The sequence below is a fragment of the Bradyrhizobium sp. 172 genome (assembly GCF_023101065.1).
Classification (GTDB): domain Bacteria; phylum Pseudomonadota; class Alphaproteobacteria; order Rhizobiales; family Xanthobacteraceae; genus Bradyrhizobium; species Bradyrhizobium canariense_D.
Map to the genome: position 1 here is coordinate 1,950,530 of NZ_CP064701.1, position 12,294 is coordinate 1,962,823.

Below are 12,294 nucleotides of genomic sequence, written 5' to 3' on the forward strand. Positions count from 1 at the left end.
GTGCGCAGGCCGCAAATTATTTCCAAAATGCACGATGAAGTCGCCCCGCGATCTGCCGGGCAGGTCAACGGTGGTGTCCTTCGCGACGCCAGGCCGGTGACATCACGCTGAAATCACAATGAAATCATCGCGGCACGGCCCGGTGCGACGGCTGGCCGCGCCAGCTTCGTGTTATGCGCTGCAGCTGGACCGTCGGCCGGCGATCTCCGATAATGCGCGGATCTCGGGAAGGCCGGCGAAGACGTGCCTTTACGGATGGATTTACTAGAATGACACAAGCAGGCGTCTACGGGCAGAGGCTCGGGCAGGGCCTTCGCTCCAAGCAAGCACCGGTCCTGATCACGCGTTCGCTGCACAGCGCCGAGCTCGCGGTCACCGAAGTCCGCAACGACGATCCGACACCGGATATTTCCGGATCGCTGGCTGCGGAAGATGCCTATCTCCTCAGCCTGAAACTCCGCGACTATCCGGATTGCGAATGCTGGGAGGAGGGCCGCTGCGTCACCAAGGCGGATGTTCGCGCAGGTGCGACTTATCTGTACGACCTCAAGCGTGACCCGCGCTATGTGATCGACAAGCCGTTTCACTCGCTCTTCTTCTATTTGCCGCGCTCGGCGCTCAACAGCGTTGCCAGGCAACCGGGCGGGCCGCGCGTAGGCGAGCTCAGCTACGAGCCCGGTGTCGGTCATGACGACGAGGTCGTTCGACATGTCGGTGCCTCGTTGCGGCAAGGACTGTGTCGGCCCGACGAGACCAACCAGCTTTTCGTCGATCACATGATGCTCGCGCTCACCGCCCATGTCGCCCAGACCTATGGTGGGCTGAAGCCGGCCGCGGAACCGAGCCGCGGCGGTCTCGCGCCATGGCAGGTGAAGCGTGCGTGTGACCGGCTCGATTCCGATCTCTCGGGCAAGATCGCGCTGCAGCTGATCGCGACCGAGCTTGGCCTGTCAGTCAGCCACTTCTCACGCGCATTCCGGATCTCCACCGGCCTGCCGCCGCATCAATGGCTGCTCCAACAGCGCGTCAAGGCGGCCAAGCAACTGATGACAGTCCGCGACCTGCCGTTATCCGAGATTGCCATCTCGGCCGGATTTGCCAATCAGAGCCATTTCACGCGGGTGTTCTCGTCCATCGTCGGCGTCAGTCCGGGCGCATGGCGCCGAGAAACGGATGGTGGACGGGACAAGACTTGAAGTTACCGACGCTTCGCCAGCGAGATCGTGTAGGCCGTGCGGCGCGCCGCAAAAATCTCGTCCGGCGGATGGCCGATGCCGTCGGCAAGATTGGCTGGATTGAAGATGGAGCCGTCGCAGGCCGCGTTGGCTTCGAGGCTGGTGATGACGATCGTCCCCAGCCGCACCTGCTCACGGTTGTCCTCGTCCGGCCATCGCAGGGTCACGTCCATAGTGGGATCGCCGGGACGGTCGAGCAAGGCCATCACGTTGAATCGGACGTCGCCGGCTACGATCCTCCGCGCGAGATCGTCATGCAGGAAATCGGCCGACTTCGCCCTCGCTTCGTCCTCGCTCAAGGTGACGTCGCCGCCGACCGGCGAGACCTTGAACTTGATGAAGCGGGTCTCATCCTTCGCGTTCGTCGCGGGAAAGGAGTGCACGCCCCAATAGGTCGTGCCGGCAAAGCTGCCGGGCAGCCGGCGTGCCGCGACGTAATTCGCCTGGTTCAGTGTTTCAGGATTGGCTGCCGAAAAGGCCCGGACCTTCTCGATGTCAGGCTTGCCGTCCGCACCCGGAATGCGCGCCTCGAGGAAGGCGAGCATCTGGTCGAGCGTCCGTGCAAAATGCACCGGAGCGGTTTCCGTCAGGATGTCCGAGCGATGGGCGTCGTCGCCCAGCCTGAAGCTGAAGCCGCGCAGCACGAGGTTGTTGGTGTCGGTCACCCCGGGATTGCCGCCGCCGACGGAGAAGCGCGCCAGCACGCGCGACGGTTTTGTGAAGCTCAGCGATCGCGTAATCTCTGCCGCGCGGTCGGACGGGGCATAGGTCCCGCGCACACATCGACCCTTGGCGAAGCTCGCGCGCACCTTCGGCGGATTGCCTGCGACCGCCTTCAATGCATCGACGACCGCGGCGGGTGTTGCAGCGGGGGTGGGAAGTTCGGACATGGCTTGGCCTCCGGCAAAAGCGGCATGTCCGTGTGTTAGGGCTGGCGGAGCGCCGGCGTCTTTCCTAAAGCCGCGCTGCCTTGTCCGATCCTGCTGATTGCTTGCTCGCGCTTCAGGAATTCACGTGCACGAAACACGGTATGAGGGGATAGATCTGATGTCGGCGAGACGCGGGACAACTTGTTTACTGATTCAGCTCCCGTGCTCCCGTGCTCCCGGGTCTCGCGACGATGCAGACTTGTCCTCCGGAAATTGTGATCGGATAGAGCGACGGGGAACCGCGTTATGTGAACCGTCTCATATTTCATCACTCTCTTTCGAGCTATCACTCCCGCAAGAAATTGCCGCACCCGGACCTAACTGACCGACACGGGTGAGATGCAATGCCTGCGTAGCCGCGTGCTCGCAGCTTTGGATTGGCTCTCGTCTTGCTCACGAGCAAGCCAGCCCCATCACTCAGCACAGATTTTTCAGAAATTGGAATCAAGGCAATCGCAAAACGCGTCCACGAGGCTGCCTCTATTCGGGGTCGGCCGGTAGGCCGCTACTTACCTAAGAAGGAGACCCCCAATGAAAATTAGTGATGCAGTTTCCAGCGCATTTTCCCTAACGAGGGGCTCCGGCAATCTTCGGATCGCTCGTTCCGGTCTGATCAGGTCGGCCCATCTTCTTGAAAGAATTGGGCTCGCAGCCGTTGGGGCCTCCTGTGGCCTCTATGTGGGTGCGACCCTGTTGCGTGAGAAAGGCGGACTGTTTGAAAGCGGCTGGATCGTGCTGATAACGATGCTCTATGGAGCTCTCAGCTATTATGTCGGAATTGATTTGTCTCGCAGTGTCGCGCGGAAGTCGATCTCGAGCAACTCGGAAGAGTGGAATGGTTCCGAGCCGGCTGAGATCATGAGTGCGGCTGGAACGTTCGGCGCCGCGATTGCCGCAACTCTGTCCGTCAGCATCCTTGTCCTTGATCAAAACCCAGCCAATGGCCTGATAACCTTTGTTGCCGGCTGTTGGGTGGTTGGTTCCTCGCTCCAAGTTGCGGCGGGCATGATGGCTCGCAACTACGAAGCGCGCATGGACAAGCAATGAAGGAATTGTCCTCACGCAAGAACGTCTGCTTGGCGTCATGACGAGTGCACAAGCCGCAGTGTTGGATTCGATTTCAGGTCCGGAGTGAGTAGTGACCACTCATCGCAACCTCTGTCGTCCAACGCTGCGGGAAGACGATTTTTGGTAGCGCAGTCGTTCGCATCGGGCGGCGACCCGGCTTGGAAGCCGTGTCGGTACTGAGTAACCTAAATTATCGCACAACAAACAAGACGTGCCATCATGGCGGTGTTGGGATATCGTCCCCGCGCCGTGGTCCAAAATCCTGCTAACCGCCAACCACACGATCGGTGGAGCCAATGCAGATTGCGGAGTGGCTCGAGAAACTGGGGCTTGGGCAATACGCAGAGCGTTTTGCCCAGAATGGAATCGACGTGGGCGTCCTCCCCGAACTGATGGACGAGGACTTTGAAAAGCTCGGAGTCCTGCTAGGCCATCGCCGCAAAATGCTGCGTGCTATTGCCGACCTCGATCCAGCCGCGTTGATCGCATCGCCGACCCCTCCTCAGGACGCCGAGCGGCGCCACCTCACCGTTATGTTTTGCGATCTGGTCGGCTCGACCGCGCTCTCGGCGCGTCTCGATCCCGAGGATATGTGGGAAGTGATCCGGGCCTACCGCGCCGCCTGCGCGAGCGTCATTGCCGCTTATGACGGCAGGATAGCCAGGTTCGTTGGCGACGGAATACTCGTCTATTTCGGCTATCCTCGCGCGCATGAGGATGATGCGGAGCGCGCAGTACGAGCTGCCCTCGACACTATCTCCGCAATTGGGCAGCTCAAAACGGGCGCCGACGAACGGGTTGAACTGCGCATCGCAATTGCGACAGGGCTTGTGGTGGTCGGTGACCTCATCAGTGGAGATGCATCAGAGGAGCAGGCAACCGTCGGCGACACACCAAACCTCGCCGCTCGGCTCCAGAGCCTGGCGGAACCGGGCGCGGTCGTCGTTGCTTCGTCGACGCGCCGGCTGCTTGGTGATCTCTTCACGTTTCGCAATCTCGGCCGCCGTGAGGTCAAGGGGATAGCCGAACCAATCGCAGTCTGGGCGGTGGAGGGGGCGATCGCATCCGAGAGTCGCTTCGAGGCGGTCCGCGCGGTACGCTCGATCGGTTTTGTCGGCCGCAGGGACGAGATCGAGTTCACTCTCTCGCGCCAGCGGCTGGCATGGCAGGGGCAGGGCCAGATGGTATTGATTTCTGGCGAAGCGGGCATCGGCAAGTCGCGCATTGTCGCAACCCTGTCCGAAAGCCCCTCGTTGGGGGCGCACCGCCGGGTGCGATATCAGTGTTCGCCCTACCATACCAACAGTGTGCTCCATCCCTTTGTCGCGCAGCTCGAGCGCGCCGCCGGCATCCGGTCGCACGACACGCCTGGGCAAAAGCTCGACAAGCTCGAGGCAATGCTGTCGCTTGGAACACAGCAGGTCGCCCAAGCGACACCGCTCATTGCGGCTCTCCTTTCGATTCCCACCGGCGACCATTGTCCGCCGCTGGCTTTGAGCCCGGCGCAGCAGCGGCGACAGACATTTGCCGCCCTTCTGGATCAGCTTGAGGGGTTGGCGCGAGAGCAACCCCTGCTGATTATCTGCGAGGATATGCATTGGGCCGATGCCACGACACTTGAACTGTTCGATCTCGCGGTCGATCGTATCAGAGGACTGCCGATACTCGTGCTCATGACATCCCGGCCAGAGTTCGAGCCCTCCTGGTCGGGCCTTGCCAACGTCAGTCTGTTGCGGCTCGACCGACTCGATCGGCGGGACTCGCGCGCGCTGGTCGAACAGGTGGCCGTTGGTCGCCAGCTGCCACGCGAGATGATGAAGCAGATCATCGATAGGACGGATGGCATCCCACTATTCGTCGAGGAATTGACCAAGATGGTGCTGGAGTCCGGGCTACTCCTCGAAGATGCCGGGCGCTATCGTCTCGATAATCCGCTCCCGCCGCTCGCTATTCCCGCGACGCTGCAGGATTCGCTGATGGCGCGGCTTGACCGGCTGGCCCCCGTCAAGGAGTTAGCGCAGATAGGCGCCGCCATCGGTCGCGACTTTTCATACGCGCTGCTGAGATATGTGGCGGGACGCGATGATCTGACGCTGAGCGCTGCGCTAGCGCAACTCGAAGAGGCCGAACTGCTGGTGCGTCGCGGGGCTCCGCCCGAAGCAAACTATAGTTTCAAGCACGCCCTCGTTCAGGAAGCGGCCTACGAGAGCCTGCTCAAGAGCAAACGGCAGGTGCTTCACAAGCGCATCGGCGATGTCCTGCGCGAGAAGTTTCCAGTCGTCGCCGAGACTGAGCCGGAAGTTCTGGCACACCACTTCACTGAGGCGGGGCTGAACGAGGTCGCCCTCGAATGGTGGCGCAAGGCGGGCCTGCAGGCGCTGAAACGCTCCGCTTATTCCGAGGCGATTGCACATCTCGGCAAGGCGATTGCCATCGCCGATGACCTGCCCGATGAGCACGACCGGATGATGGGTAGGCTACATCTTCAAATCGCATATGGCCGTGCATTACGGGGCAGCCTCGGGCACAGCGCTCCCGAAACGGTCGCCGCATGGACGCGCGCCCGACAGTTCGCAGCCGACATCAATGATCCGGTTGAACTTGCGCCGGTCCATTCGGGTCTCTTCAATGCCTGCCTGACACACGGCGAACTCGCGCCGATGCAGGCGCTGGTGGATGCCATCGTGAACGCCGCTGACCGGCGACCGGCCTCACCGGTGGCCGCCGTCGTTGCACATTGGACGGGCGGGGTTACCTGCTGGTTCGGGGGCGACTACTTGAACGCGAGATTACATCTTGAGAAGGCACTAGAGATCTATGGTGACGAGCCGGATCCCGCGACGTTCAGGGGCTCGGCGCTGGATCTCCCATTCGTGATCATGAGGTTTCTTGCCCTGGTGCTTTGGCCCCTTGGCAGGATCGCCCGCGCACGCCGCCTCGCCGCGGAAGCGATAAGGGCTTCCGGAGAAAAACGGGCGCTTTCTCAGGCCAATGCGCTTGTTCATCGAGCTGTGTTCGACGGACTATGCGGGGGCATGTTGCAGCAAACAGAGACGATCCTGGCGCTTGGTCTCGCTCGCGACCACACGATGCCGCTGTATGTGGCCGCCGGCACTTACCTGAATGGCCTGGCCAAGTGGCGCGCTGGCGACGGAATGGCCGGGCTAACGGAAATGCGTCGCGGCTGGACCTTGCTGCACGAGAATGACTGCTACCTCTGTGAGCCGTTTTGGGGGATGCATGTCGCCATGGCGGATGCAGAGTCGGGCCAACTCGAAAACGGGCTGGAAATCTTGAGCGGATTGATCGCATGGGCGGGGCAATCCGGTCAGCATTGGCTTGATGCCGAGCTGCATCGCGTCTACGGGGAGCTTTTGTTGCGTCATGATCCTTCGGACCTAGCCAGGGCCGAAACTGCGCTAAGCCGAGCGCTTGAAATCGCACGGCACCAACGGGTGAAGACTTTCGAGCTGCGCAGCGCCATTGGACTTGCACGCCTGCATAAGACAAATGGCGGAGCGGGCGCGGTATCCGAGGTGCTCGCTCCCGTGCTCGCTGAATTCGATGCGGAGCGCAATCTTCCCGAAGTCGTTGAAGCCAGAGAGCTGCTCAAGCAAGTGCATTAGGCACGTGCGGTTTGTTTAGCTAGCCGTTTGGTCAGGAGAGACGTCTCGATCCTGACCCATCTCCGGTCGCCTCACTGCAATTGCGCGTTGAGGTTCGCACGTGACGTACGGGCCAGGGGCTGACGGGTTACGAATTCACGTGCACGAAATCCCGCAAGAGCGGGTAGATCTCGTTGTTCCAGCGTTTGCCCGAGAACACGCCGTAATGGCCGACGCCGGCCTGCATGTGGTGGACGCGGCGGTAGGCGCGTACGCCGGTGCAGAGGTCTTGCGCGGCCAGCGTCTGGCCGATCGAGCAGATGTCGTCCTTCTCGCCCTCGACCGTCATCAGCCCCATGCGGCTGACGGCCTTGGTGTTCACCGGACGTCCCCGATGCATCAGCTTGCCCTGGGGCAGAAGATGCTCCTGGAACACGTCTCGCACGGTCTCGATGTAGAATTCCGCGGGCAGGTCCATCACGGCGAAATATTCGTCGTAGAAGGTCTTGATGCTGGCCGCCTTCTCCTTCTCGCCCTTGGCGATGTGATCGGCGAGATCGATGTGCTGCTTGATATGGCGCTCGAGATTCATCGAGACGAAGGCGGTGAGCTGCACGAAGCCGGGATAGACTTTCCGCAGGGCACCGCGGCACTGCATCGGCACGTAGTTGATCAGGTTCTGCTCGAACCAGTCGATTGGCCTGCTCTTGGCGAATTCGTTGACCCTCGTCGGCTGGATGCGCGTGTCGATCGGGCCGGCCATCAGCGTCAGCGTCGCCGGCCGCGAAGGATGGTTGCCCTCGCACATGATCGCGGCGGCCGCGAGTGCGGAGACCGAGGGCTGGCAGATCGCGACCATATGCGGGCGGGGGCCTAATTGGCCGAGGAAGTCGATGAGATGCTCGGTGTAGTCGTCGAGCCCGAAACGGCCCTCGCTGCGGGGAATGTCGCGTGGATTGTGCCAGTCGGTGATGTAGACGTCGTGATCCTGCAGCAGCGTCTTCACGGTGCCGCGCAGCAGCGTCGAAAAATGGCCGGACATCGGCGCCACCAGGAGCATGCGCGGCTGCTCGCCCACGCCTTCCTTCTTGAAACGCAGCAGCGAGCCGAACGGGGTCGCGTAAGCGATCTCCTCGGTTACGGCGACCTCGCGATTGCCGACCATGACGCTGTCGATGCCGTAGGCGGGGCGGTGATAGGTGAGGGTGGAGCGGGAGATCAACTCCAGCGCGGCCGACAGCCGGCCGACGACCTGATCCGATAAGCCCTGCGGCACCAGATTGAGGAATTTGAGTGCGGACGAAGCCCCCGACCGCCACGGCGCCGTCAGGTCCATATGGTTCTGAAAGGCCTGATAATACATCGACATCATACTGAAACGCCCACCTGTCCCCGTGCTGCTATGCAATATCGGAGCCAAACCGGAGATGGGCCGTCCTCAAGATTGGCACGTCGCTTGCTGCTCTTTTGGCGGGAAGCACAGGCGGTGCGCACTCCCGCAGTCCAGGCGGGTGCAAGTCTTAGGCGTGAGGGAAGGCCATATGGCGAAGGCGACACTGACCATCAGCAGCAAGAACTATTCGTCCTGGTCGCTGCGTGGCTGGCTGCTGACGAAATTTTCCGGGCTCGATTTCGATGAGATCGTCACCGCGCCGGACGACGCGTCGGCGCGTGCCGAAATCCTGCTATTGTCGTCGTCGATCCTGGTGCCGTGCCTGCGGCACGACGGCGCGATCGTCTGGGATACGCTGGCGATCGCCGAATATCTCAACGAGGCGATGCCGGATGCCGGGCTGCTGCCCGCGGATCGCGTTCAGCGCGCGCATTGCCGCTCGATCTGCGGCGAAATCCATTCCGGCTTCACCACCTTGCGCGCCTCGCTGCCGGTCAATCTGAAGGGGCACTTCCCCGGCTTCAAGATCTGGTCGCGCGCGCAGGCCGACATCGATCGCGTCTGGGCGATCTGGCGCGACTGCCTGGACAAATCGGGCGGCCCCTTCCTGTTCGGCGAGACCCGCACCATGGCTGACGCGATGTACGCCCCGGTGGTGACGCGCTTCGTGACCTATAACGTCAAGCTCGAGCCACAGCTGCAAGCCTATGCCGATACCATCATCGCCATGCCGGAGATGAAGGAATGGATCGCGGCGGCACGGGATGAGCCGGCCGAGATCGAGGAGCTCGAGGTCGAATATTAGGCAGGCCGGGTGCCATCTGCCTGTTTTGGGAGCGAGCATCCAACCGCCGCACCCCGCGGTCATGTCATTGAAGGCGTTAACGTTTGACGCCCGTGGTGGGCTGAGCCCGCTCACGCGCTGTGCAGATATTGTATGCGCGCGCTGGCCGGTTGCGACATCTAGCCGTGAACAGGCGCGTACGGGGCGCTACGGCTGATTCGGACGTGATTCGTTCGGGCCGCGTTCCGAAGGTTAAAGCCGGGACGCGGCCCCGTTGCATTTTGAGACAGAAATCAGTGCTCAGGCCACGCCCGAATGCTTCATGCGCGGGACGCGCCAGCCGATGACGGTTGCTTCAACTGCGACGCCGGCCGCGTGGTTCTGCCAGCGTCCCTCGATATAGCGGCAGGCGAACGGCAGCTGATACGTTCCGCTGTGGTCCTCGCACAGCACTTCGACTGCAAGGCCGGGCGGCGGTTCTCCGGCGCCGTCGAATTCCGCCAGTCGTCTGTCGCGCGTTGCCATCAAAAAACTCCCTTAAACAAAGCCGCGGAAAGAGTGCCCATTTCCTCCGCGTGCAGATCATCGCTCCCCGTGCGAGGGAACAGCCGCAAGCTCAACGCGAGAATGCGGTGCGAGTGTGGTAGCCTCGACAGGCTGCGTGCAAAAAGCGCACATTGCCGTGATTGATTTGACAAGGAACCTGTATGCTGCTTCGAAGCGCCGTCGTTTGTTTCGCGATGTTGCTGCTCGCTACGCTGGCGATTGTGCCGGTCCGCGCGCAGGACGTGCCCGGTATCGAGATCTGCACCGTCGAGAAGACCATGGAGCGCCGCACCAGCTGCCTCCAGAGCAACGTCGACTTCCTCCAGAAGACGATCACCAAGTTCAACCTCGATCACCAGCAGAAGCTGGACGCCGCGGCTCGCCAGATCGATGCGTTGAAGACGACCGTGGCCGGCTTGCAGAAGATGCTCGGCGATCTCCAGGCCGCGCAGGCGAAGACCGCGGAGGATGTGAAGAAGAAACAGGATGCGCCGCCGCCGAAGGATGCGGCGAAATAGGCGCCGCGCTCAGGCGACGCGATATCGCTCCATGACGCTGCGGGCGGGCTCATAGCCGAGCCCAGGTCCGGTCGGCACCGCGACATGGCCGGTGGCATCGACATCGGCGCGGCCGCCCCAGAGGCAGGCCTCGCGCTTCAGGTAAAACATCTCGACCAACCCGTCGTCGCGCCCCGCCAGGAGATGCAAGGTCGCCAGCAGGCCGGGGCCGAAATACGGGGAGTGCGGAACGATCTTGACGTCTTGCCGATCCGCGAGCGCCGCAACCTTCAGAAATTCCGTGATGCCGCCGACCTTGATCACCGACGGCTGGGCGTGGCTGACCGCGCCCGCCTCCATCATCTGGCGGAATTGATATTCCGTGCAGGCGTTCTCGCCGGCGGCGACGCCGAGCCCGCCCTTGCTGCGGACCTCGGCGAGCGCCGCAAAATCCTCCGGCGGCCAGACCGGCTCTTCCAGGAACATCGGCTGCGCGTCCCCGCATGTCCTGGCGAACGCGACCGCCTGCTCGCCTGACAGCGGGCAGTTCATGTCCACCATCAGCGGAATGCCGGGCCCGATCGCCGCGCGCGCGGCAAACACCGCCGGCGCCGTGGTCTCGTGCAGCTTGATGGCGCCATAGCCGAGTGCGAGCGCCTTCTTGCATTCGGCGGCGATGTTGTCGGGCGAACCGATCCGCAACAGGCTCGCATAGGCCGGAATGGCCGAGCGCCTGGTGTCGCCGAGCAGGCGGTTCAGCGGCACGCCCTCGATCTTGGCGGCGAGGTCCCACAGCGCGATGTCGAGCCCGGAGATCGCGAACATGGTGATGCCGTAACGGCCGAACAGATGCAGATTGCGCTGGATCTGGTCCATCACCGGGGGGATGCCGGCGGCATCGGGAACCTGCAGCCCATGGGCTTGTGGTGCGATCATTTCCTCGACGGCACTGCGCGTGGTGCGGGGGCAGACATAGGCGAAGGCATCGCCCCAGCCGGTGAGCCCGGCGTCGGTGGTGACCTCGAGGATCACCATGTCGAGGGCGGTGATGGCGGAGGCGCCCTGACGGAAGCTCGCGACACCAGCGTCATAGGGGATGCGGATATGGTGCGCCCGCACATCGGTGATTTTCATGACGCGGTTCCTCCTGCTTTCTTGTGAGCGGTTTCAAGGACGTCCCGAGTGTAGCCATGAACGCCCGGACGTTGCCAGTGGCTGTTCCGGCGTTATCCTCCTGCGGGACCGCAACGCCGATCAAGCGAAACCCGCGGACTTCCGTGCATCATGGTCGCGCTTCGAACGAGAAACGCCATGAACCCAGCCCAGCGCGCGCTCTGGTATGTCGAGAGCCATCTGGCCGAGCCGATGACGCTCGACGAGATCGCTGCGATATCGGGCGTGTCGCGGTTCCACATCGTGCGCGCGTTTGCCGTAGCCACCGGCCTGCCGGTGATGCGGTACGTGCGCGCGCGGCGGCTGAGCGAAGCGGCGCGCAGTCTTGCGAATGGCGCGCCGGACATCCTGTCGCTGGCGCTGGAGGCCGATTACGGCTCGCACGAAGCATTCACCCGCGCGTTCCGCGACCAGTTCGGCACCACGCCCGAAGCGGTGCGCGCCGCGCAATGCACCGGCCATCTCAAGCTTCAGGAGCCGATCCTCATGGATTCAACCATCTCGGACAAACTCGCCAACCCGCGCTTCGAAACCACAAAGGCCTTCCTCGTCGCAGGCATCAGCGAGCGCATCTCCTGCGACAACGGCGCGGCCATTCCTGGACTGTGGCAGCGCTTCCACCAGGAGGTCGCCGACATTCCCGCGCGCGTTGGACCGGTCGCCTATGGCGTCTGCTGCAACGGCGACGATGCCGGCAATTTCGACTACATTGCCGGCGTCGAGGTCGCCGATTTCTCCGAACTGCCGCGCCCCTTCGGCCGTATCCGCATCCCCGAGCAGCGCTATGCGGTGTTCACCCACACCGACCACGTCGCCTCGATCAGGCGCACCGTCAACGCGATCTGGAATCAGTGGCTGCCGGCCTCCGGCCTGAAGGCTGCCGATGCGCCGAACTTCGAGCGCTACGACGAGAAATTCGATCCCGCCACCGGCAATGGCGGCCTGGAGATTTGGATACCCGTGCGAGATTAGCGCGCAACGCTGGCATACCATCCGGCTTGCTTGGCAAGCCCCGGTGACTTTGTCATAACCGCAGGCAATCTTGCGTGTGGGGCCCGTGCCGG

Annotated in this window: 10 protein-coding genes; 6 read left to right on the forward strand and 4 right to left on the reverse strand. The window is 62.6% G+C overall.

Annotated features, from left to right (window positions below):
* Positions 1-269 precede the first annotated feature (269 nt).
* Positions 270-1,196, forward strand: a complete 927-nt coding sequence (locus IVB07_RS09225; RefSeq protein ID WP_085385352.1) for an AraC family transcriptional regulator — start codon at positions 270-272, stop codon at positions 1,194-1,196.
* A 2-nt stretch (positions 1,197-1,198) separates the two neighbouring features.
* On the opposite strand, the gene IVB07_RS09230 is transcribed toward IVB07_RS09225, so the two are convergent.
* Complete coding sequence (locus IVB07_RS09230) at positions 1,199-2,125, reverse strand: catalase family peroxidase (RefSeq protein WP_085361470.1); 927 nt, start codon at positions 2,123-2,125, stop codon at positions 1,199-1,201.
* Between the two features lie 570 nt (positions 2,126-2,695).
* Here IVB07_RS09230 and IVB07_RS09235 point away from each other — a divergent pair.
* Entirely contained in the window at positions 2,696-3,211 is a 516-nt protein-coding gene (locus IVB07_RS09235; RefSeq protein ID WP_204512115.1) for a hypothetical protein, read from the forward strand.
* A gap of 317 nt (positions 3,212-3,528) precedes the next feature.
* A complete protein-coding gene (locus IVB07_RS09240) occupies positions 3,529-6,858 on the forward strand; it encodes an adenylate/guanylate cyclase domain-containing protein (protein WP_247294985.1) in 3,330 nt (1,109 codons plus the stop codon).
* 127 nt (positions 6,859-6,985) lie between these two features.
* On the opposite strand, the gene phaZ is transcribed toward IVB07_RS09240, so the two are convergent.
* Positions 6,986-8,209 (reverse strand): polyhydroxyalkanoate depolymerase, encoded by a 1,224-nt coding sequence (gene phaZ / locus IVB07_RS09245; RefSeq protein WP_018454111.1) that lies wholly within the window; start codon positions 8,207-8,209, stop codon positions 6,986-6,988.
* Between the two features lie 169 nt (positions 8,210-8,378).
* Between phaZ and IVB07_RS09250 the strand changes: the two genes are divergently transcribed.
* Positions 8,379-9,035: a glutathione S-transferase family protein gene (locus IVB07_RS09250; protein WP_085395676.1), complete on the forward strand. Its 657-nt coding sequence runs from the start codon at positions 8,379-8,381 to the stop codon at positions 9,033-9,035.
* A 279-nt stretch (positions 9,036-9,314) separates the two neighbouring features.
* On the opposite strand, the gene IVB07_RS09255 is transcribed toward IVB07_RS09250, so the two are convergent.
* The gene (locus IVB07_RS09255; protein WP_018454113.1) at positions 9,315-9,539 is read right to left on the reverse strand and encodes a hypothetical protein; all 225 of its coding nucleotides are present in this window, start codon (positions 9,537-9,539) and stop codon (positions 9,315-9,317) included.
* A 182-nt stretch (positions 9,540-9,721) separates the two neighbouring features.
* On the opposite strand from IVB07_RS09255, the gene IVB07_RS09260 reads away from it, so the two are divergent.
* The gene (locus IVB07_RS09260; RefSeq protein WP_085395675.1) at positions 9,722-10,078 is read left to right on the forward strand and encodes a hypothetical protein; all 357 of its coding nucleotides are present in this window, start codon (positions 9,722-9,724) and stop codon (positions 10,076-10,078) included.
* A 9-nt stretch (positions 10,079-10,087) separates the two neighbouring features.
* Here IVB07_RS09260 and IVB07_RS09265 read toward each other — a convergent pair whose 3' ends face one another.
* Complete coding sequence (locus IVB07_RS09265) at positions 10,088-11,191, reverse strand: mandelate racemase/muconate lactonizing enzyme family protein (protein WP_247767622.1); 1,104 nt, start codon at positions 11,189-11,191, stop codon at positions 10,088-10,090.
* Positions 11,192-11,368: 177 nt separating this feature from the next.
* Between IVB07_RS09265 and IVB07_RS09270 the strand changes: the two genes are divergently transcribed.
* Entirely contained in the window at positions 11,369-12,202 is an 834-nt protein-coding gene (locus IVB07_RS09270; RefSeq protein WP_162496389.1) for an AraC family transcriptional regulator, read from the forward strand.
* Positions 12,203-12,294: the final 92 nt, after the last annotated feature.